This window comes from Sulfitobacter sp. 1A15258 (genome assembly GCF_043557045.1).
GTDB classification, from domain to species: domain Bacteria; phylum Pseudomonadota; class Alphaproteobacteria; order Rhodobacterales; family Rhodobacteraceae; genus Sulfitobacter; species Sulfitobacter faviae.
The window spans coordinates 192,909-214,085 of the sequence record NZ_JBIFFK010000002.1 but is presented as its reverse complement, the minus strand read 5'-3'; the positions used below and the strand labels follow the sequence as shown (position 1 = coordinate 214,085).

The window sequence follows — 21,177 nt, the reverse complement described above, 5'->3', positions numbered from 1 at the left end:
TGTACCGCGGCGGATGAGAACCAATGGACATCACTTTTCTTCTCAATGGAGAAGTCGTGTCACTCTCCAACGTGTCCCCGACCACCACCTTGCTTGACTGGCTGCGCGAAGAGCGCGGCCTGACGGGCACGAAAGAGGGCTGTAACGAGGGCGATTGCGGGGCCTGTTCGGTCATGATCAGCGATGAGAGCGGGCACCGCGCGCTCAATGGCTGTATCCTGTTCCTGCCCCAGATCAACGGCAAGGCCGTCACCACGGTCGAGGGGATGGCGGGCGCCGACGGCAGCCTGCACCCGGTGCAGGAGACCATGGTCGAACATCACGGCAGCCAATGCGGTTTCTGTACGCCGGGCTTCGTGGTCTCGATGGCCACGGCGCATCTTAACGGCGCCCGCGACCATGACGTGCAGCTTGCCGGCAACCTCTGCCGCTGCACCGGCTACGCGCCGATCATCCGCGCAGCCGAAGCCGCGGCGGACAAGCCCGTGCCTGAGCATCTGCTGGGCCTCAAATCGAAGCTCGCGCAGGACATCCCCGCCCCCGCCAAGGCCGAAGGCGCGCCCCATGTGCAGCCCGAGAGCAGTGACGAGCTGGCCGCGTGGTACCTCGACAATCCGGAAGCCACACTGATCGCCGGAGCAACGGACGTGGGTCTTTGGGTCACCAAAGGGTTCCGCGATCTTGGCGCCGTCGCCTTCCTCAACCGCTGCGCCGATCTGCGCGGCATTACCGAGGATGAGACCGGCCTGCGCATCGGGGCGATGACGACCCTGACCGAGGTGGAGGCAAAGCTCTCCCCGCTGTTTCCCAGCTTGGGCGTGATGCTGCGGCGCTACGGCTCGACGCAGGTGCGCAACGCGGCGACGCTGGGCGGCAATATCGCCAACGGCTCGCCCATCGGCGACGGCCCGCCCGCGCTCATTGCGCTTGGTGCCACGCTACACCTGCGCCGCGGCGACGTGCGCCGCGAACTGCCGCTGGAGGACTTCTTCCTCGACTACGGCAAGCAGGACCGCACGCCGGGCGAATTTGTCGAGGCGATCACCGTGCCGCGCCAGCACGACACGCTGCGCTGCTACAAGCTGTCGAAGCGTTTCGATCAGGACATCTCCGCGGTCTGCGGCTGCATCTCGATCACCGGCAATGGCTCGGAAATTCTCACCGCCCGCGTGGCCTTCGGCGGCATGGCCGCCACCCCAAAACGCGCCGCCGCCGCCGAGGCTGCGCTGATCGGCCAGACGTGGAGCGAAGACACCATCCGCAAGGCGATGGAGGCGATGACGCAAGACTTCACCCCGCTGTCGGACATGCGCGCCTCCGCCGCCTACCGGATGCAGGCGGCGCAGAACATGCTGCTGCGCTATTTCCACGACGCCAATGGCACACCCACCAACCTAGCGGAGGTCTCGGCATGAGCGTCGCAAAGCCCCTTCCCCATGACGCCGCGAAGCTGCATGTCACCGGTGCCGCGCGCTATGTCGACGACATCCCGACACCGCGCGGCACGCTGCATCTGGCCTTTGGCCTCAGCCCCGTCGCGGCGGGCGAGTTGACCGGGCTCGACCTCTCCGCCGTGCGCGAGGCTCCCGGCGTCGTCGCGGTGCTGACCGCCGATGACCTCGCGCATGACTGCGACACCTCACCCTCGAACCATGACGAGCCGCTTCTAGCGACCGATCAGGTGCATTACGCGGGCCAGCCGCTCTATCTGGTCGTGGCCACCAGCCACCTCGCCGCGCGCCGGGCGGCCCAGCTGGGCAAGCCGCAGATCACCCCGCGCGACCCGATCCTGACGGTGGAACAGGCGCTCGCGGCCAACAGCCGCTTCGAGGACGGCCCGCGCATCTACCAGAAGGGCGATGCCGAGACCGCGCTGTCGAAGGCCAGCCGCCGCCTCTCGGGTCAGATCGAGATGGGCGGGCAGGAGCATTTCTACCTCGAAGGTCAGGCCGCCATGGCGCTGCCGCAGGACAACGGCGACATGCTGGTGCATTCCTCGACCCAGCACCCGACCGAGATCCAGCACAAGGTGGCCCATGCCATCGGACGCCCGATGCATGCCGTCCGAGTTGAGACCCGGCGCATGGGCGGCGGCTTCGGCGGCAAGGAAAGCCAGGGCAACGCGCTGGCCATCGCCTGTGCTGTGGCCGCGTCTCTTACCGGCAAGCCCTGCAAGATGCGCTATGACCGCGATGACGACATGATCATCACCGGCAAGCGCCATGACTTCCGCATCGGCTATGACGTGGGCTTCGATGAGACGGGCCGTATCACCGCGATGGACGTGACCCATTACACCCGCTGTGGCTGGTCGATGGACCTCAGCCTGCCGGTCGCCGACCGCGCCATGCTGCATGCCGACAACGCCTATCACCTGAACGACATCCGCATCACCTCGCACCGCCTGCGGACCAATACCGCCAGCGCCACGGCTTTCCGCGGCTTCGGCGGCCCGCAGGGGATCGTCGGGATCGAGCGGGTGATGGACCATATCGCCCATGAGCTGGGCCGCGACCCGCTCGCCGTGCGCCGGGCCAATTACTACAGCGACAATGCCAACCGCCCGACCGAAGTCGAGAAAACCGGCACCGCGATCGACAACCGCACCCCGCCGGAGGCCGAAGCCGATCTGTCGTCCCGCGGCGCCCCGCCCGCGCCTGCCGAGGCCGAGACCCTGCCCACCGCCCCGTCGGATGTGCAGACGACGCCTTATCACCAACCGGTCACGGATTGCATCATCAACGCCGTGACCGACCGACTGGCCGAAAGCTGCGACTACGACGCGCGCCGGGCCGCGATTCAGGAGTGGAACGCGCAAAACCCGCTATTGAAACGCGGCATTGCGATCACCCCGGTCAAATTTGGCATCTCTTTCACGCTGACCCACCTCAATCAGGCGGGCGCGCTGGTGCATGTCTATCAGGATGGCTCGATCCACCTGAACCACGGCGGCACCGAGATGGGGCAAGGGCTTTTTCAAAAGGTCGCGCAGGTTGCGGCCTCGCGCTTCGGCGTCTCGCCCGAACTGGTCAAGATTACCGCCACCGACACCGCCAAGGTGCCCAACACCTCGGCCACGGCGGCTTCCTCGGGGTCGGACCTCAACGGCATGGCCGCGCAGAACGCCTGCGACACGATCCGCGACCGCATGGCCGCGCATCTCGCTGAACGCTACCAGACCACGCCCGATCAGGTACGCTTCACCGACGGCATGGTGCAGATCGGCAGCGAGGAGATCACCTTCGCCGCCGCTGCCGCCTCTGCTTATGAAAACCGGGTGAGCCTCTCGGCCACCGGCTACTACAAAACGCCCGAGATCGAATGGGACCGCATCGCCGGGCGCGGGCGGCCGTTCTACTACTTCGCCTATGGCGCGGCCTGCACCGAGGTGGTGATAGACACGCTCACTGGCGAAAACCGCATCCTGCGCACCGATATCCTGCATGACGCCGGTGCCTCGCTGAACCCCGCGCTCGACATCGGCCAGATCGAGGGCGGATACGTTCAAGGCGCAGGCTGGCTCACGACCGAGGAACTCGTCTGGGACGAGAGTGGCACCCTGCGCACCCATGCGCCCTCGACCTACAAGATCCCCGCCTGTTCGGACCGCCCGCCAGTCTTCAACGTGGCGCTCTGGGACCAGCCGAACCCGGCGCAAACGGTCTACCGCTCGAAGGCCGTGGGCGAGCCGCCCTTCATGCTGGGCATCTCGGCCTTCATGGCGCTGTCGGATGCGGTGGCGGCCTGCGGCCCGCATTACGGCGACCTGCAAGCCCCGGCCACCGCCGAGGCCGTGCTCGCCGCCGTTGGACGGGCGCGGAAATGACCGAGATCTTCGTCGAGGTCACCGCCACGCGCGGCTCGGTCCCGCGGGATGCGGGCACGGCGATGAAGGTCACGCCCAATGCAATCGCGGGCACCATCGGCGGCGGCGCGCTGGAGCATCAGGCCATCGCGCACGCCCGCCAGATGCTGGCCGAGGGCCGCTGCGAAGACAGCCAGACCCTGCCGCTCGGCCCCGGTCTGGGGCAATGCTGCGGCGGCGCAGTCAGCCTGCACTACACCACCGCGCCGCGCCCGCTGGACGCGGCCACCCCCCTGCCCCTGCCGGATGTACACAGCGACGTGCCGCTCTGGCTCTGGGGCGCGGGGCATGTGGGCCGGGCGGTGGTGGCCGCCTGCCCGCCCCGGGCCTTTGAGATCACATGGATCGACAGCGCCCGCGACCGGTTCCCCGACCAGATCCCGCCCCATGTCACCGTCACCCCGGCCGCCGACATGCCGCGGTTGGCCGCCCATGCGCCGCGCGAGGCGCATCACCTGATCTTCACCTATTCCCATGACATCGACCTCGCGCTTTGCGCCGCCTTGCTCAATCGCGGCGCCGCGAGCGTCGGGCTGATCGGCTCTGACACAAAAAAGTCACGGTTTTCCCGCCGCTTGCGTGACATGGGGTTGGATCCCTCTGGCATCACCTGTCCAATTGGCGATAAATCGCTGGGCAAGCTGCCTGCGCAAATTGCCCATGGCGCGTTGACCGCTCTCATCGCCCGGACCCAGACAAAGGTTTCCGCATGACTGATTCACTTCTCGACCTCACCGGGTTGACCAAGGCCTACCCCGGCGTCGTCGCGAACGATGACGTTTCCCTGCGGATCGCTCCGGGCGAGGTTCACGCCCTGCTGGGTGAGAACGGCGCGGGCAAATCCACTTTGGTCAAAATGATCTACGGGCTGGTCAAACCAGACGCGGGCCAGATGCTAATGCGGGGCGAGAGCTTTGCCCCCACCGACCCGCACGCCGCACGGCAGGCGGGTGTGGGCATGGTGTTTCAACATTTCTCGCTTTTCGACGCGCTCAGCGTGGCGGAAAACATCGCGCTCGGCATGGAAAACCCGCCGCGGATGCGCGAGCTTAGCCAACAGATCCGTGATGTGTCGGACACCTACGGCCTGCCGCTTGCGCCGGACCGCACCGTCGGTGACCTTTCAGCGGGGGAGCGTCAGCGGGTTGAGATCATCCGCTGCCTGCTGCAGGAGCCGAAGCTGCTGATCATGGACGAGCCGACCTCGGTCCTGACGCCGCAAGAGGTTGAAATCCTTTTCAAAACCCTGCGCAAGCTTAGCGCCGAAGGCACCGCGATCCTCTATATCTCGCACAAGCTCGAAGAAATCCGCAGCCTGTGCGACAGCGCCACGATCCTGCGCTTGGGCAAGGTCGTCGGCCATTGCACCCCGCGTGAGACTTCGGCCCGCGACATGGCCGAGATGATGGTGGGCTCTGCGCTGAAAACGCCCACCCGCGACAGCAAGGAACCGGGCGAAGTGACGCTGCGGCTGAACAACCTCTCGGCCCGGTCGGCCCATGCTTTCGGCATGCCCCTGCGCGATATTTCCGTCGAAGTGCGGCGCGGCGAGGTGCTGGGCATCGGCGGCGTCGCGGGCAATGGGCAGGACGAATTGCTCAACGCACTGTCGGGCGAAACACTGGTCGGCGCGGGGATGATCACCTTTGACGGGCGCGACATTGGCCTGCTCGGCCCCACCGCCCGCCGCGCGCTTGGCGTATTGACCGCCCCCGAGGAGCGGTTGGGCCACGCCGCCGTGCCGGACATGTCGCTGACGGAAAACGCCATGCTGACCGGTGCGACGCGTGAGGGGCTAGAGCGCGGCGGCATGCTCGACTGGGGCAAGGCGCGCAGCTTTGCCGAGAAGATCATCAAGACCTTCGACGTGCGCACCCCCGGCCCCGCCAACGCGGCCCGCTCGCTTTCAGGCGGCAACCTGCAGAAATTCGTCATCGGGCGCGAGGTGCTGCAACGGCCCGAGCTGCTGGTCGTGAACCAGCCCACATGGGGGGTTGATGCCTCAGCCGCCGCCGCGATCCGGCAGGCGCTGCTCGATCTCGCCTCGGGCGGGACCGCGGTGATCGTCATCAGCCAAGACCTTGATGAACTGATGGAGATTTCCGACAATTTTGCCGCCCTGAACGAAGGCCGCCTGTCGCCCTCTCGCCCCGCGCAGGGGCTGACCGTCGAAGAGATCGGCCTGATGATGGGCGGCGCACATGGTATGGAGGTCGCGCATGTCTAAGCCGAGCCTCACATCTTTCACTCTGACCATTGGGGGTGATCAGTGATCCGCCTTGAAAAGCGTCCGCAGCCCAGTCGGGCCCTCTCGCTGTCGACACCGATCATGGCGGTGCTGGCCACTTTCATCTTCGGCGGGCTTTTGTTCGCGGCCTTGGGCAAAGACCCGATCGAGGCGCTGCAAACGATCTTTTGGCAACCCCTGTTTGGCGATTACGCCTTTTACTACCGCCCGCAACTGCTGATCAAAGGCGCACCCTTGGTGCTGATCGCCATTGGCCTCAGCCTTGGGTTCAAAGCGGGCATTTGGAACATCGGGGCCGAGGGGCAGTATATCATGGGCGCCCTCTTTGGCGCGGGCGTGGGGCTGGCTTTCTACCCGCTTGAGGCGTGGTATATCTTTCCGCTGATGGTCCTCGCCGGGGCGCTCGGCGGTTGGCTCTGGGCGATGATCCCGGCCCTTCTCAAGGTGCGTTTCGGCACCAACGAGATTCTCGTCTCGCTGATGCTGGTCTATGTGGCGGAACAATTCCTTGCCTCCATGTCACTGGGATTGCTGAAAAATCCCGAAGGCTACGGCTTTCCCGGCTCGCGTAACCTGCAACAATACGCCTCGGCTCATAACGCCGAACTCTTCGCAGGCTCTGGCATGCACTGGGGCGTAGTCGCAGCACTGATCGCGGTGATCTTTGCCTATGTCCTGCTCGCACGGCACCGGCTTGGCTTTGCCATCCGCGTCACCGGCGAGGCGCCGCGCGCGGCGCGCTTCTCCGGCGTGAACCCGGCGCGGCTGGTGCTGTTTTGCCTCGGCACCTCTGGCCTGCTCGCCGGTCTTGCGGGCATGTTCGAGGTCGCTGGCCCCTCGGGTCAGGTCACCATCGACTTTAACGTGGGCTATGGCTTTACGGCGATCATCGTGGCCTTCCTTGGCCGGTTGCACCCGATTGGCATCCTGCTTGCCGGGGCGCTGATGGCGCTGACCTATATCGGCGGGGACATCGCGCAGTCCAACCTCGGCCTGCCCGCCGCCGCCATTCAGGTGTTCCAAGGCATGCTCCTGTTCTTCCTGCTCGCGTTGGACGTTTTCACTCATTACCGGCTGCGCTTTGGCGCGGCGGAGGCTGCCTGATGGATCTTTCCGCAATCAACCCGCTTTTGTTCGTCGCAGGCTTTCTTGTCGCCGCGACGCCGCTGATCTTCGCCGCCATCGGAGAACTGGTGGTTGAGAAATCCGGCGTGCTGAACCTCGGCGTCGAAGGCATGATGATCACCGGCGCGATCTGCGGCTTTGCCACGGCGGTCGAGACCGGATCGCCGCTTTTGGGCTTCGCCGCCGCCGCCGTGGGCGGTGCCGTGCTCAGCCTGCTCTTCGCCTTCCTGACCCAAGTGGCGCTGGCCAATCAGGTGGCCTCGGGCCTGTCGCTCACGCTCTTCGGCCTCGGCCTCTCGGCCCTGATCGGGCAAAGCTACGTCGGGATCAAGCCGCCACGTCTGGGTGACATCGACTTCGGCCCGCTGGCCGATATCCCCGTTATTGGGCCGATCCTCTTCACCCATGACATCATCCTCTACCTCGGCATCGCGCTGGTCGCCGGGGTCTGGGCGGTGCTTAAGTTCACCCGCGCGGGCCTGATCCTGCGCGCCGTGGGCGAAAGCCACGACGCGGCCCACGCGCTTGGCTACAAGGTCAAGCGCATCCGCACTGCGGCAATCCTCTTTGGCGGCGCCTGCGCAGGCTTGGGCGGGGCTTACATCAGCCTCATTCGCGTGCCGCAATGGACCGAAGGCATGACCGCCGGCATCGGCTGGATCGCCCTCGCCCTCGTCGTCTTCGCCTCATGGAAGCCGTGGCGTGCCCTCTTGGGTGCCTATCTTTTCGGCGGCATCACCCAGTTGCAACTGAACTTGCAAGGCGCGGGCGTTGCCATTCCGGTAGAGTATCTGGCAATGTCGCCGTATATCATCACCATCATCGTTCTGGTGGTGCTGTCGGCGGACAAAAGCGCCGCGCCGGCCTCGCTGGGCCGTACTTTCCACGCCTCGAACTAGGGGCATCACGTCACGCGGCATCGCCCGCACATCAAGCCCCGGCAAAGGGGCACGCAAACAGGGGAAACCTCATGAAACTAACCACCCTTATGACCAGCGCGGCCCTTGCGCTCGGCCTTGCTTCGGGCGCTGTGGCCCAAGACAAGACCAAGGTCGGCTTTGTCTTTGTCGGCCCCGTGGGCGACGGCGGCTGGACCTATGAGCATAACGAAGGCCGTTTGGCCGTCGAAGAAGAGTTCGGCGACAAGGTCGAAACCGTCTTCGTGGAAAGCGTGGCCGAGGGCCCCGATTCCGAACGTGTGATGACGCAGATGGCGCTCGACGGTGCCGATCTGATCTTCACCACCTCCTTTGGCTACATGGACCCCACCATCAACGTGGCCAAGAAATTCCCCGATGTGAAATTCGAGCACGCCACCGGCTACAAACGCGCCGACAACGTCTCGACCTATTCCGCGCGTTTCTACGAAGGCCGCGCCATTCAGGGCCACATCGCGGGCTCGATGACTGAGAGCAATATCATCGGCTACATCGGCTCCTTCCCGATCCCGGAAGTGATCCGCGGCATCAACTCTGCCTATATCCACGCCAAGAAGGTAAACCCCGACGTTCAGTTCAAAATCGTCTGGGCCTACACGTGGTTTGACCCGGCCAAGGAAGCCGACGCTGCCAAGGTGCTGATCGAACAGGGCGCCGACGTGGTGCTGCAACACACCGATTCCACCGCGCCGCAGGCCGCGGCACAGGAAGCGGGCAACGTGATCACCTTTGGCCAAGCCTCCGACATGGCGCAATATGCACCCAAGCCGCGCGTGTCCTCGATCATCGACAACTGGGCGCCCTATTACATCGACCGCGTCAAAGCGGTCATGGACGGCACATGGGAAAGCCAAGACACATGGGACGGCATCGGGCCGGGCATGGTCGGCATTGGTGAGATCACCGACGCCGTGCCCGCAGATGTGAAAGCCGAAGCGCTGGAACTGAAAGAGAAAATTGCATCGGGCGACTACCACCCCTTCACCGGTCCGATCAACAAACAGGACGGTTCCGCATGGCTGGCCGAGGGCGAGACCGCAGATGACGGCACGCTGGCGGGCATGAACTTCTATGTCGAAGGCATCGAAGGCACCATTCCTGAGTAAGCCGCACTGGCTGACCGACGACAGGGGCGCACGGGCAACCGCGCGCCCCTTTTTCGTCGCCGCCCCGGTCGGGGCCTCATGCGCGCGGTCCCCAAGCGCGCCGCCGCCTGCCCCTGCGTAAACCCATTGCGCGCGGGCAGCGCACATGCCACCAATCTGGCATGATACAGATGCTCACCAGCCTTGATGGCACCCCCGCCAGCCGCCTCGCCTTCGGCACCATGCAGTTCGGCGGGCGCGCCGATGCGGCAGCCTCCCGCGCGATGTTCGACGCCTGTATCGAGGCCGGGATCACCCATTTCGACACGGCCCATGTCTATACCGACGGGGCGTCAGAGCGGCTGTTGGGCCAGTTCGTCCAGGACCGCCGCGAAAGCCTGATCGTCGCCACCAAAGCCGCCTATACCGGCGGCGCGAGCCGGGCCAATATCCTCGCCTCTGCCGAGACATCCCGCCAGCGGATGCAGCTTGATACGCTTGATGTGCTCTACCTCCACCGCTTCGATCCCGACACCCCGCTGACCGAAAGCTTCGCCGCGCTGGCCGACCTGCAACAACAGGGCCATATCCGCCAAGTGGGCCTATCGAACTTCGCCGCATGGCAGGTCGTCAAAGCCGCCCATATCGCCGCCGACTTCGGGCTTGAGATCGCGGTGATCCAACCGATGTACAACCTCGTCAAACGTCAGGCCGAGGTCGAGATCCTGCCGATGGCCCATGACCTCGACATATTGGTCGCCCCCTACTCCCCCCTGGGTGGCGGGCTGTTGACCGGGAAATACGCCAAGGGCGGCACTGGCCGCCTGAGCGAGGATGACCGCTATGCCGCCCGCTACGGGCAAGAGGGGATGCACGGCGCCGCTGCCGGTCTTGCCGCCCTTGCACGTGATCTGGGCACCCATCCCGCAACCCTCGCCGTGGCCTGGGCAGCGGCCCATCCCACGAAGCCGACGCCGATCATCTCGGCCCGCTCCTTGGCCCAACTAGAGCCGTCGCTCGCCGCGCTGACCTACCTGATGACGCCGCAGACCTACGCCGCCATCTCGGCCCTGTCGCCGACACCGCCCCCGGCCACCGACCGGCTGGAAGAGCAGGCATGAGCCGCCTGCCCTCCAACGCCAGCGTCGCCGAAGACGCAGGCGGCGACCGCCTCTTCGCCCCTGCCGCCGCGCGCAATCTCGACGCGCTTTGCGACCTGCTAGCCACCCACGCCCCGCCCCGGGGCCGTGCGCTGGAAATCGCCAGCGGCACCGGCCAACATGTCGTGGGCTTCGCCAAATGCCTGCCGGGCCTTAGATGGCAACCCAGCGACATCGACACCGCCCGCCGCGCCAGCATCAACGCATATGCAGCCGAGGCCGCTTTGCCCAATATCGCCCCCGCCCTGCCGCTCGACGCGACCGCGCCCGGCTGGGCGGGCGACCACGGCTCCTTCGACCTGATCATGCTGGCCAATCTGCTGCATCTGATCTCGTCCTTCGCCACCCGGTGCCTGATCGATGAAGCCGCCGCAGCCCTCGCCCCCGGCGGCACGCTGATCCTCTACGGCCCGTTCAAACGCGACGGCCAAACCACCTCCCCCGGCGATACCCGCTTTGACGCCCAACTGCGCGCCGCCGACCCCGCGATCGGCTATAAAGACAATACCGAGATGGCCCGCTGGCTCAGCGATGCAGCCCTCAGCCCGATCGACGAAGTGGACATGCCCGCCAACAATCTCGCCTTCATCGCCAGAAAGCCCAGCCCATGATCCTCCGCCGCGCCCTGATCCTCTCGCTCCTCGGCCTCGCCGCCTGCGGCTCCCCCGGCAGCCCGCCCCCGGCCCCGCCCGGCGTGCTCTTCCCCGCCGCCTTCGGCGACAGCGATCCGGTGAGTTTCAATGGCCACACCCCCGCCGCCTACCCCGTGCACGGCATCGACGTGGCCCGTTTCCAAAACGATATCGACTGGAACACCGCCCGCCGCGCCGGAGTGAACTTCGCCTTCATCAAGGCCACCGAAGGCGGCGACCTCAAAGACATCAACTTCGACAGCCACTGGCAAGGCGCGGGCCAAGCCGCCGTGAAACGCGGCGCCTATCATTTCTACTATTTCTGCACCCCGCCCGAGGATCAGGCCCGCTGGTTCATCCGCAACGTGCCCAAGACAGGCGGCATGCTGCCCCCAGTGCTCGACATGGAATGGAACCCCTTCTCCCCCACCTGCGCCCATGTCCGCCCGCCCGCCGCCGACGTCCGCGATCAAATGCGCCGCTGGCTGCGCGTGGTCGAAGCGCACTACGGCCAACGCCCCGTCATCTACACCACACCGAAATTCTACCGTGAAAACGACCTCGGTAACTTCCGTGGATACGACTTCTGGCTGCGCACCACCGCCAAAACCCCGGCCGAGGCCTACCCCAGCCAAGCTTGGCGCTTCTGGCAATACAGCGCCACGGGCATCGTCCCCGGCATCGGCGGCGACGTGGACCTCAACGCCTTCTCAGGCAGCCGCGCCGAGTGGCAAAACTGGGTCGCCACCCGCGCCCTGCGCTAAACCTAAAGGGGGGAGCGCCCCTTCCCTCCTTCATCCTTTCCCAAATACCTCTGCGCCACCCCGCCGCAAAGGCGACGCGATCGGTTACCCCCCAAAACCAAACCCTTCCAACAGAAACGCCACCCTGGCCGCTTCATCCTTTCCCAAATACCTCTGCACAACGCCCCCCCAGACGCCACGCCAGCCTTCACCCCCGCGCATAATACCGCGCCACGACGAACAGCCCGCCCACCAACAAAAGCGGCAACAAGAATATCCGAAATACATGTACCCCCAGCACCGCCAAAAGCGCGCCGATCAACTCATCCGCGCGGCTCCAAAGGTTGCTGGCAAGCTGCCGATACTCCGTCAAACCCGGTTCTTCCTCACCCAAAGCCTCGCTGCCGCCAACATGCGCGGTGATCTCCTCGATCACCTCCATGTTCCGCAGATAGACCCCTTCGGTGAGCGTCCCCGCCAACGGCTCAGACACAACCAAGGCAAGCGGAAGCGCCAACCCTAGAAACCCGCCATACCATGCCAACCGCCGGGGCAGCCCGGCATGACCGCGCTTGCTCAGCGCCCAAACTGCCAGTGCGACAGACAACAGCCCCAGCCCAATCGCACTCACCGGACCAAGCGCCACGGCGATCACCCCCGTGGCCACCATGACACCGAAAACCAGCCCCGCGATCCGCTCCACCGTGTCGTCAATCGGCTCCAACACCTTTAAAGGCCGCGCCGAGCCGGAGGCGATGAAGGACAGCCCCACCTCGATCTCCTGCGCGGTGGAGAGAAAGGCGTTCAACGTGCGCAGCGTGACATAGGAGGCCGCCGCCGTGGTCGCCACATCCGCCGCATAGCCCTGCGCCGCGCTGACCACGGGATTGTCGCGCAGCAGCGCCGCCGTCAGCGCCAATACGCAAAAGAGTGCAAGCAGCCCGCGCCGGATCAACCGTCCACCCGGATGCGCTGGTTCTTCGGATCATAGGGGCTGTCTTCGACCACCTCGGCCTCCCACAATTGATCAAGCATCTTTACCTTCAGCCTCGTGCCTACCACCGCATCCTCGGGTTTGACATAGCCCATACCGATACTCTTGCCGAAGGCCACGGAGTAGCCCCCAGAGGTCAGCCGCCCGGTCCGGGTCTCGCCATTGTAAAGCACTTCACGGCCCCAAGGATCGGCATCCTCTGGCCCGTCGATCAGCACGGTCACGCATTTCGCGCGGATGCCGTGATCGACCATCGCTTGCTTCCCGTGAAACTCCTTGTTCAAATCGACAAAGCGCGGCAAATCCGCTTCCAAAGGCGTCCCATCCCGGCCCAACTCATGCCCAAAGGCGCGATAGCTCTTCTCCTGCCTCAGCCAGTTCTGCGCCCGCGCGCCGACCATCTTCATCCCATGCGGCTTGCCGGCCTTCTCCAACTGGTCGAACAGATGGTTCTGCATCTCGATCGGGTGATGCAATTCCCAGCCGAGCTCCCCGGTATAGGCCACCCGGATCGCGCGCACCGGCACCATGCCCAACTCGATGTCGCGCATGGTGAGCCACGGGAACCGCTTGTTGCCCAACACCGTCTCCGGCGCCGCATCCCGCACCAAAGCGCCCAAAACATCCCGCGACTTCGGCCCGGCAATCGCGAAAACACCCCACTGCGTGGTCACGTCATGACATTCCACGTAGCCGACCTCAGGCATCTTATCGGCAATCGCCTTGCGCAGATAATCGCTGTCATAGGCCGTCCACGCCCCCGCCGAGACAAGGTAATATTCGTCCTGCGCCAAACGCACGATGGTATATTCCGTCCGCGTTGTCCCCGCCCCGGTCAAGGCATAGGTCAGGTTGATACGCCCCACCGAAGGCAGCTTGTTGCAGGTGAACCAATCCAGAAACGCCGTTGCCCCCGGCCCGCGGACCAGATGTTTGGTAAAGGCCGTGGCATCAATCAGACCCACACCCTCACGGATGGCTTTCGCCTCTTCCACCGCATATTGCCACCAGCCCCCGCGCCGGAACGAGCGGCTGTCATGATCGCTAAACCCCTCCGGCGCGAAATAATTCGGCCGCTCCCAACCATTCACCTGCCCGAATTGCGCCCCCCGCGCCGCCTGCCGGTCATAGGCGGGCGAGGTGCGCAGCGGACGGCACGCGGGCCGCTCCTCGTCAGGATGGTGCAGGATATAAACGTGGTCGTAGGCTTCCTCATTCTTCCGCGCGGCATATTCCGTGGTCATCCAATCGCCGTAGCGTTTGGGATCGAGGCTCGCCATATCGATCTCGGCCTCGCCCTCCACCATCATCTGGGCCAGATAATAGCCCGTGCCGCCCGCCGCCGTGATCCCGAAGGAAAACCCTTCCGCCAGCCACATATTGCGCAGCCCCGGCGCTGGCCCCACCAAGGGGTTGCCATCGGGCGTATAGCAAATCGGTCCGTTGAAATCATCCTTCAGTCCGCAATCCTCGGCCGAGGGGATGCGGTGGTTCATCGCCATATATTGCTCTTCGATCCGCTCCAGATCGAGCTGAAACAGATCGGCCCGGAAGCTGTCCGGCACCCCATATTCAAACCGCGCCGGCGCGCCCTTTTCATAAACCCCAAGGATCCAGCCACCACGCTCTTCGCGCACATAGCTCTGCGCATCGGCATCGCGGATCACCGGATGCTCCCCATTGCCCGCCGCCCGGTAATCGACCAAGGCCGGATCGCGGTCCATGACGATGAACTGATGCTCCACGGGAATCGCTGGCATCTTGATGCCCAGCATCCGCGCCGTGCGCTGCGCATGGTTGCCGCTCGCGGTCACCACATGTTCCGCCGTGATGACGATCTGCTCGTCCGACGGGACAAGGTTGCCGCCCTTCTCGACCATCTTGGTGCAGGTCACTTCCCAATGCGTCCCATTCCAATGGAACCCATCCGCCTGCCACTTGCGCTCGATCGCCACACCACGCTGCCGCGCCCCCTTGGCCATCGCCATAGTCACATCGGCGGGGTTAATATAGCCATCGGTCTGGTGATAAAGCGCCCCCTTCAAATCCGATGTCTCGATCAGCGGCCACTTTGCCTTAATCTCATCGGGGGTTAACCATTGATAGGGCACACCACAGGTCTCGGCGGTAGAGGCATAGAGCATATACTCATCCATCCGCGCATCCGTCTGGGCCATGCGCAGATTGCCCACCACGGCAAAGCCCGCGTTCAACCCCGTCTCCGCCTCCAGCGTCTTATAAAACTCGACCGAATACTGATGAATATGGGTCGTCGCATAAGACATGTTGAACAAGGGCAAAAGCCCCGCCGCATGCCAAGTCGAGCCAGAGGTCAACTCGTCCCGCTCCAAGAGCATCACATCATCCCAACCGGCCTTCGCCAGATGATAGGCGATCGACGTGCCAACCGCCCCGCCCCCGACAACCAATGCTTTGACTTGCGTTTTCATCTGCCAATCCCTCTGCGCTAGGCCCACTCCCGTTGTACGCAGCAGCACCACGCCCCGCAGGCAGCAGCCGACCCAACATCGCCAAAAACCGACCTTACCCGCTCCCCCAAAGCGCCACCTCAGCCCCAGCGCGCCCCCTCACCTTCATCCTTTCTCAAATACCCTGCACAACGTCTCCCGCCGCACAACATCAAGGCAGATCACACCGCCCCCCACCTTCATCCTTTCCCAAATACCCTGCACGACCCCTCCCGCCGCACAACATCAGGGCAAAACACCCAACTCACCCCGGCAAAATCTTCCCCGGGTTCAAAATATTCTGCGGATCCAGCGCCGCCTTTAAGGTCGCCATCACATCCACCGCAGCCCCCAATTCCTTGCGCAGATAGGGCCGCTTGCCCTGCCCGATCCCATGTTCGCCGGTGCAGGTCCCATCCATCGAAATCGCCAGTTCCGCCAACCAGCTGACGAAAGCCTCGCCGCGCGCGACTTCATCGGGGTCGTCCATGTCGATCAACAAGGACGCATGGAAATTCCCGTCCCCCGCATGGCCCACGATGGGGGCGATCAACTGCAACTCTTCCGCCCGCGCTTGGGCCGCCACCACGGCATCGGCGAGGCGCGAGATCGGCACGCAGACATCTGTGGCCACCGCCTTGCAGCCCGGTCTCAGCGCCAGCACCGCCCAATAGCCGTCATGGCGGGCCTGCCATAGCTTGCTGCGTTCTTCGGGGGTCGTCGTCGCGGCATAGCCGCTGCCGCCGAACTCTTCCGAGAGCATGCCAAAGGTCTCGGCCTGTTCCACCACGCCCGCCTCGGAGCCGTGGAATTCCAGCAGCAAAAGCGGCGTTTCGGGCAGGGTCAACTTGGAATAGGCGTTCACGGCCTTAACCACATCGGCGTCCAAAAGCTCGATCCGCGCCACCGGCAGGCCGTATTGGATGACCGCCATCACGGTCTCGCAGGCAGCTTGCACCGTTGGGAAAGAACATCGGGCCGAGGACATCGCCTCGGGGATGCCTTGCAGGCGCAGGGTGATCTCGGTGATGATCCCAAGCGTCCCTTCCGAGCCCACGAAAAGCCGCGTCAGATCGTAGCCCGCCGAAGATTTCCGCGCCCGCCCGCCGGTGCGGATCACCCGGCCATCAGCCAGAACCACCTCAAGGCTCAGAACGTTGTCCTTCATCGTTCCATAGCGCACCGCATTGGTACCGCTGGCCCTCGTCGCGGTCATCCCCCCGAGCGACGCATTGGCGCCGGGGTCGATCGGAAAGAACAGCCCCTGATCGCGCAGATGGGTGTTGAGCGCTTCGCGGGTCACGCCAGGCTGCACCCGGCAATCCAAATCGCCCGCATTGACCTCAAGCACGCGGTCCATCTGCATGACATCGATGCAAATCCCGCCCGCCGGGGCGTTCACATGCCCTTCGAGAGAGGTGCCCGTGCCGAAGGGGATCACAGGCACCCGATGGGCGGCGCAGATACGCACCGCCTGCGCCACCTCTTCGGTCGAGCGCGCCATGACGACCGCATCAGGCGCCTGCGTGTCGATCCATGTGGTGGTGTGGCCATGCTGTTCGCGAATGGCTTGGCCGGTCAGCAGATTGTCCCCGAAGGCTTGTTGCAACTCATCCAGCGCGGCGGCGATCCCCACCTCATTTCGCGGCAAATCTGCGATTTTCGTCACGTTCTATCTCCCAATAGCATCCTCACGCCGCAAAATCTTGCGGCGGCATCTTTGTAAATTAATCACACGAAAGGTCCGCGTTGCCGCAGCCGTCCGTGGGTCAGAGCATGGAGGGCACGACCTGATCCGGCGGGCGGTGGCCGTCGTCGAAGGTCTTGATGTTGATCAGGACTTTCTCGCCCATCTCAATCCGCCCTTCCAATGTGGCAGAGCCCATATGCGGCAGCAGCACGACGTTCTTTAGCTCGCGCAGGCGCGGATTGATCTCGCGACCATGTTCATAGACGTCCAGCCCCGCGCCCTTGATATCGCCAGATCGCAGCATCCGCGTCAGCGCGTTCTCGTCGATCACCTCCCCGCGGGAGGTGTTCACGATCACCGCGTCGGGCTTCATCAGACCCAAGCGGCGGGCGTTCATCAGATGGAAGGTGCTGGGGGTATGGGGGCAGTTGATGCTGATCACGTCCATCCGGCTGACCATCTGATCAAGGCTCTCCCAATAGGTGGCCTCTAGCTCGCCCTCGATCTCTTCGCGCAGGCGTTTGCGGTTGTGGTAATGCACCTGCATGCCAAAGGCCCGCGCCCGGCGCGCCACGGCCTGACCGATGCGGCCCATGCCCAGAATGCCCAGACGGCGCCCGCCAACGCGGCCCCCCAAGAGTGCCGTGGGCGCCCAGCCGTCCCAATTGCCCGATTGCATCACCGCCATGCCCTCGGGCATGCGGCGGGTCACGGCAAGGATCAGCGCCATGGTCATATCAGCGGTATCGTCGGTCAGCACGCCGGGGGTGTTCGACACCAGCACGCCGCGCTGGCGCGCGGTGGCCACATCGATGTGATCGACCCCGGCCCCGTAGTTGGCGATCAGCTTGAGCCGTTCGCCCGCTTGGGTGATCAGCGGCGCGTCGATCTCATCCGTGATCGTGGGCACCAGCACATCCGCCTGACGCATCGCCGCGCCCAATTCCTCGCGGGTCATGGGCCTGTCATCTTCGCGCAGGGTCACGTCAAACAGCTCTGACAGCCGTGTTTCCACGGCCTCTGGCAACCGTCGCGTCACTACAACACTCAACCGCTTCTTTGACATGCCTGCTCTCCCGGTCTTGGCGTCGCCTCGTTTCGCGGGCATGGTGTCTCATGCAGCGACGAGGCACAAGAACTCGCGCCCGAAAAAGAGCAACAATAACCCGCAGATTTGCACAGCACCGACCCACAGCAGTGAACCGCATAGCAGGCAATTCCATGATAACCGCTTTCTTTCGCAGCGCCCTGATGGTGGGCGCGCTGCTTTTGGCACAGCCGACCTCCGGCGTCGCAGAAGAGGCGCGCGGTCAGGTCACGAACCTGCCCCTGCCCCGTTTCGTTTCGATGAAAGCCTCCGAAGGCAACGTGCGCCGCGGCCCGTCGCTATCGCACCGGATCGACTGGGTCTACAAACGCCGCGACCTGCCACTGAGGATCACCGCCGAACATGGCCACTGGCGCCGGGTCGAAGACCGCGACGGTATGGGCGGCTGGGTCCACTACTCGCTTTTGTCGGGCACCCGCACGGTGCTGGTCGAACAGGACATGCTGCAACTGCGCATCAATCCCGACCCCAAAGCCGCCGTGGTGGCACGGTTGGAACTCGGCGTGGTGGCCCGTCTGGGCGAATGCACGCTGGAATGGTGCGAGCTGCGCTCGGGCGGCTTTACCGGCTGGGCGCCCAAGGTGCGGCTTTGGGGTGTTGGCCCCAAGGAGCTGCGCGAGTAACGCCCGCCCTCGCCACCGCAATTGCATGATCCCGGCGCATGCGCCACTCTGCCAGCGAAATTCAAGCCGGAGAGAGCGCCATGCAAGCCATTACCTATGACCAGTTCGGAGCCGCCGCCGACGTGCTGCGCCTGTCGGAGATCGACAGCCCCGCCCCTCAAGCCGGAGAGGTCTGCGTGGCGCTCAGCCATTCGGGCGTGAACCCCTCGGACGTCAAGGCCCGCGCGGGCACCCGCCCCGGCGTGACCAAACCACCCTTCCCGCAGGTCATCCCCCATAGCGACGGCGCGGGAGAGATCGTCGCCGTGGGTGCGGGCGTCGATGCGAGCCGCGTGGGCCAGAAGGTCTGGATCTGGAACGGCCAGTGGCAACGCGGCTTTGGCACGGCGGCTGAGCAGATCACCCTGCCTGCCCATCAAGCCGTGCCCCTGCCAGATGGCGTCTCGTCCGAGGTCGGCGCGCAGCTTGGCATTCCGGGGCTGACCGCCTGCCACGCCGTCTTTGGCGGCGGCGGGGTGGCCGGGGAAACCGTGCTGATCCAAGGCGGGGCAGGCACGGTGGGCTATCTTGCCGTGCAACTGGCGAAATGGGGCGGGGCCAAGGTGATCGCCACCTGTAGCCCCCGCGACAACGATCTGCTGCGCGATGCAGGCGCCGATGCCGTGTTCAACTACGCCGACCCCGATCTCGCCGCCGCCGTGCTTGATGCCAATGGCGGCAAGCCGGTCGACACCATCGTCGAGACGGAGTTCGGCCTGAACATCACCACCGACACCGAGGTCATCGCCCCCAATGGCCGCATCGCCGCCTATGGCTCGGCGGCGGAAATGTCGCCGGTGCTGCCCTTCTATCCGCTGCTGTTCAAGGCGGTCACGATCGACATCATCCTGATCTACCTGCTGCCCGCAGGTCCGCGCGAACAGGCAATCAACCGGTTGCACCACGCGCTGGAGGACGGCGCCCTGCGCTGCCCCGTCGACACGGTCCTGCCGCTTTCTGAGGCCGCCCGCGCCCATGAGTTGGTCGAGGCCGGACAGCGCAGCGGGGCGGTGCTGCTCGATTGTCAGGGGTAACGCGCTAATTGGCCAAGCTGCCGCCCCCGTCGCCCGGGGCGGTGGCCCATCCCGCTGACGGAGTTCCCCCATGCGCCTTACCGCCGCCCTGCCCCGCCTGTTCCTCTGCCTGCTGCTGAGCTGCGCGCTGCCCCTCACCCCGGCCTTTGCGCAGACCAGCGACCAGCCCGAGGGCACCATCGCCGTCGAAGGCGATGCCACGGCGGACGCCGCCATCGCCAAACGCATCCGCGCCATCCTGCGCGAGCTTGAGGGGTTCGAGAAGGTCCGCGTCTCTGTCGCCTCCGGCATCGTCACGCTGACCGGCACCACGCTCGACACCGCCAGCGCCGCGCGGCTGAACGATTTAGCGGGCCGCGTCGAAGGGGTGGTGGCGATCCGCAACGAGGTGCGCGAAAGCACCGATGTGGCCGAGCGGCTCAACCCCGCCGTAGATCGCTTCCGCGACCGGATGGCGCAGGCCCTGGCCTTCCTCCCGCTGGCCTTGGTGGCGCTTGGGGTCTTTGGCCTGATCGTCTTGGCCGGGCTGGCGCTGGCACGGCTGCGCAACCCGTGGGATCGGCTCGCCCCCAACGCGTTCATCGCTGACATTTACCGCCAGATCATCCGTCTGGCCTTTGTCATCGCGGCACTTGTGGTGGCGCTGGATATCCTCGGCGCGACAGCGCTGCTATCGGGCATCCTTGGCGCGGCGGGGATTGTCGGCCTCGCCATCGGTTTCGCGGTGCGCGACACGGTCGAGAATTTCATCGCCTCTATTATGCTGTCGATCCGCCAGCCCTTTCGCCCTAACGACACGGTCGAGATCGACGGCGACACCGGCAAGGTGATCCGCCTGACGAGCCGTGCCACGATCCTGCTGACCTTTGACGGCAACCACCTGCGCATCCCCAATGCCACCGTTTTTAAAAGCCGGATCACCAACTATTCACGCAACGCCGAGCGGCGGTTCACCTTTACCCTCTCGGTCGCCAGCGACGCCGATCTGGCCCGCGCCCGTGATTTGGCGCTGGAGGTGCTGAACGACCTACCCTTCGTTCTGTCCAGCCCCGAAGCCGCCGCTTGGGTGGACGAGGTCGCCGATCACTGGATCAACATGCAATTCGCCGGTTGGATCAATCAAGAAAGCACCGATCTGCTCGCCGCCCGCAGCGAAGCGATTCGCCTGACCCTCTCAGCTTTCGATGCGGCGGGCCTCACCGCGGGGCCACCAGCCTATCAGCTGATCTCTCAAAGCGAATCGCCCTCCGACGGACCCGTCGATTCGCCGCAAACGGCAGCCGCGCCCACGAACCCCGCCGCTGTTCAGCCCGTCGAGCCCCAAACCGAGCGGGAATTGACCCGCATCGTCGCGCAGGAACGTGCCGAATTGCCCAGCAAAGACCTGCTCTCTGTTGATGCAGCCGAAGAATAGGCTAATTTCTT

The 21,177-nt window shown here is 64.9% G+C and carries 17 protein-coding genes; 13 read left to right on the top strand and 4 right to left on the bottom strand.

The annotated features are described in order from the left end of the window. Positions 1-23: 23 nt before the first annotated feature. From xdhA to ACGYK9_RS05105, 10 genes are all read left to right on the top strand, one after another. On the top strand, positions 24-1,415 hold the full coding sequence (xdhA, locus tag ACGYK9_RS05150; RefSeq protein ID WP_394414949.1) for a xanthine dehydrogenase small subunit: 1,392 nt from the start codon (positions 24-26) through the stop codon (positions 1,413-1,415). Further along, positions 1,412-3,826, top strand: a complete 2,415-nt coding sequence (xdhB, locus tag ACGYK9_RS05145) for a xanthine dehydrogenase molybdopterin binding subunit (RefSeq protein ID WP_394414946.1) — start codon at positions 1,412-1,414, stop codon at positions 3,824-3,826. Before xdhA ends, xdhB begins: the two co-directional genes overlap by 4 nt. Then, positions 3,823-4,578: a xanthine dehydrogenase accessory protein XdhC gene (xdhC, locus tag ACGYK9_RS05140; protein WP_394414943.1), complete on the top strand. Its 756-nt coding sequence runs from the start codon at positions 3,823-3,825 to the stop codon at positions 4,576-4,578. The genes xdhB and xdhC overlap by 4 nt, the downstream gene beginning before the upstream one ends. Further along, on the top strand, positions 4,575-6,092 hold the full coding sequence (locus ACGYK9_RS05135) for an ABC transporter ATP-binding protein (RefSeq protein ID WP_394414940.1): 1,518 nt from the start codon (positions 4,575-4,577) through the stop codon (positions 6,090-6,092). The genes xdhC and ACGYK9_RS05135 overlap by 4 nt, the downstream gene beginning before the upstream one ends. A 42-nt stretch (positions 6,093-6,134) precedes the next feature. Continuing rightward, positions 6,135-7,217: an ABC transporter permease gene (locus tag ACGYK9_RS05130; protein WP_209217190.1), complete on the top strand. Its 1,083-nt coding sequence runs from the start codon at positions 6,135-6,137 to the stop codon at positions 7,215-7,217. Next, positions 7,217-8,137, top strand: a complete 921-nt coding sequence (locus ACGYK9_RS05125) for an ABC transporter permease (protein ID WP_067263609.1) — start codon at positions 7,217-7,219, stop codon at positions 8,135-8,137. The genes ACGYK9_RS05130 and ACGYK9_RS05125 overlap by 1 nt, the downstream gene beginning before the upstream one ends. Before the next feature lie 71 nt (positions 8,138-8,208). Next, entirely contained in the window at positions 8,209-9,282 is a 1,074-nt protein-coding gene (locus ACGYK9_RS05120; RefSeq protein ID WP_394414937.1) for a BMP family ABC transporter substrate-binding protein, read from the top strand. A gap of 161 nt (positions 9,283-9,443) precedes the next feature. Then, complete coding sequence (locus ACGYK9_RS05115; RefSeq protein WP_394414934.1) at positions 9,444-10,382, top strand: aldo/keto reductase; 939 nt, start codon at positions 9,444-9,446, stop codon at positions 10,380-10,382. Beyond that, a complete protein-coding gene (locus ACGYK9_RS05110; RefSeq protein WP_394414931.1) occupies positions 10,379-11,032 on the top strand; it encodes a DUF938 domain-containing protein in 654 nt (217 codons plus the stop codon). Before ACGYK9_RS05115 ends, ACGYK9_RS05110 begins: the two co-directional genes overlap by 4 nt. Further along, positions 11,029-11,817, top strand: coding sequence for a GH25 family lysozyme (locus ACGYK9_RS05105; protein WP_394414928.1), 789 nt, complete (start codon positions 11,029-11,031; stop codon positions 11,815-11,817). The genes ACGYK9_RS05110 and ACGYK9_RS05105 overlap by 4 nt, the downstream gene beginning before the upstream one ends. Before the next feature lie 187 nt (positions 11,818-12,004). On the opposite strand, the gene ACGYK9_RS05100 is transcribed toward ACGYK9_RS05105, so the two are convergent. The 4 genes from ACGYK9_RS05100 to ACGYK9_RS05085 all read right to left on the bottom strand — a co-directional run bounded on the left by ACGYK9_RS05100 (position 12,005) and on the right by ACGYK9_RS05085 (position 18,014). Continuing rightward, on the bottom strand, positions 12,005-12,751 hold the full coding sequence (locus tag ACGYK9_RS05100) for a hypothetical protein (protein ID WP_394422420.1): 747 nt from the start codon (positions 12,749-12,751) through the stop codon (positions 12,005-12,007). Then, positions 12,748-15,240, bottom strand: a complete 2,493-nt coding sequence (locus tag ACGYK9_RS05095; protein WP_394414922.1) for an FAD-dependent oxidoreductase — start codon at positions 15,238-15,240, stop codon at positions 12,748-12,750. Before ACGYK9_RS05095 ends, ACGYK9_RS05100 begins: the two co-directional genes overlap by 4 nt. A gap of 283 nt (positions 15,241-15,523) precedes the next feature. Further along, positions 15,524-16,927, bottom strand: coding sequence for an FAD-binding oxidoreductase (locus tag ACGYK9_RS05090; protein WP_394414919.1), 1,404 nt, complete (start codon positions 16,925-16,927; stop codon positions 15,524-15,526). Between the two features lie 100 nt (positions 16,928-17,027). Further along, positions 17,028-18,014 (bottom strand): D-glycerate dehydrogenase, encoded by a 987-nt coding sequence (locus ACGYK9_RS05085; protein WP_067262987.1) that lies wholly within the window; start codon positions 18,012-18,014, stop codon positions 17,028-17,030. 185 nt (positions 18,015-18,199) lie between these two features. Here ACGYK9_RS05085 and ACGYK9_RS05080 point away from each other — a divergent pair, with 185 nt between their 5' ends. From ACGYK9_RS05080 to ACGYK9_RS05070, 3 genes are all read left to right on the top strand, one after another. After that, the gene (locus tag ACGYK9_RS05080; protein ID WP_271689927.1) at positions 18,200-18,679 is read left to right on the top strand and encodes an SH3 domain-containing protein; all 480 of its coding nucleotides are present in this window, start codon (positions 18,200-18,202) and stop codon (positions 18,677-18,679) included. Positions 18,680-18,759: 80 nt separating this feature from the next. Next, on the top strand, positions 18,760-19,752 hold the full coding sequence (locus ACGYK9_RS05075; RefSeq protein ID WP_394414981.1) for an NADPH:quinone reductase: 993 nt from the start codon (positions 18,760-18,762) through the stop codon (positions 19,750-19,752). A gap of 70 nt (positions 19,753-19,822) precedes the next feature. After that, on the top strand, positions 19,823-21,166 hold the full coding sequence (locus ACGYK9_RS05070) for a mechanosensitive ion channel domain-containing protein (RefSeq protein ID WP_394414916.1): 1,344 nt from the start codon (positions 19,823-19,825) through the stop codon (positions 21,164-21,166). Positions 21,167-21,177 lie beyond the last annotated feature (11 nt).

Bases quoted from the DNA above. Each gene is read 5' to 3' on its own strand.
- xdhA (WP_394414949.1), top strand. From the start codon at position 24: ATGGACATCACTTTTCTTCTCAATGGAGAAGTCGTGTCACTCTCCAAC.
- xdhB (WP_394414946.1), top strand. From the start codon at position 1,412: ATGAGCGTCGCAAAGCCCCTTCCCCATGACGCCGCGAAGCTGCATGTC.
- xdhC (WP_394414943.1), top strand. From the start codon at position 3,823: ATGACCGAGATCTTCGTCGAGGTCACCGCCACGCGCGGCTCGGTCCCG.
- ACGYK9_RS05135 (WP_394414940.1), top strand. From the start codon at position 4,575: ATGACTGATTCACTTCTCGACCTCACCGGGTTGACCAAGGCCTACCCC.
- ACGYK9_RS05125 (WP_067263609.1), top strand. From the start codon at position 7,217: ATGGATCTTTCCGCAATCAACCCGCTTTTGTTCGTCGCAGGCTTTCTT.
- ACGYK9_RS05120 (WP_394414937.1), top strand. From the start codon at position 8,209: ATGAAACTAACCACCCTTATGACCAGCGCGGCCCTTGCGCTCGGCCTT.
- ACGYK9_RS05115 (WP_394414934.1), top strand. From the start codon at position 9,444: ATGATACAGATGCTCACCAGCCTTGATGGCACCCCCGCCAGCCGCCTC.
- ACGYK9_RS05110 (WP_394414931.1), top strand. From the start codon at position 10,379: ATGAGCCGCCTGCCCTCCAACGCCAGCGTCGCCGAAGACGCAGGCGGC.
- ACGYK9_RS05105 (WP_394414928.1), top strand. From the start codon at position 11,029: ATGATCCTCCGCCGCGCCCTGATCCTCTCGCTCCTCGGCCTCGCCGCC.
- ACGYK9_RS05095 (WP_394414922.1), bottom strand. From the start codon at position 15,240: ATGAAAACGCAAGTCAAAGCATTGGTTGTCGGGGGCGGGGCGGTTGGC.
- ACGYK9_RS05085 (WP_067262987.1), bottom strand. From the start codon at position 18,014: ATGTCAAAGAAGCGGTTGAGTGTTGTAGTGACGCGACGGTTGCCAGAG.
- ACGYK9_RS05080 (WP_271689927.1), top strand. From the start codon at position 18,200: ATGGTGGGCGCGCTGCTTTTGGCACAGCCGACCTCCGGCGTCGCAGAA.
- ACGYK9_RS05075 (WP_394414981.1), top strand. From the start codon at position 18,760: ATGCAAGCCATTACCTATGACCAGTTCGGAGCCGCCGCCGACGTGCTG.
- ACGYK9_RS05070 (WP_394414916.1), top strand. From the start codon at position 19,823: ATGCGCCTTACCGCCGCCCTGCCCCGCCTGTTCCTCTGCCTGCTGCTG.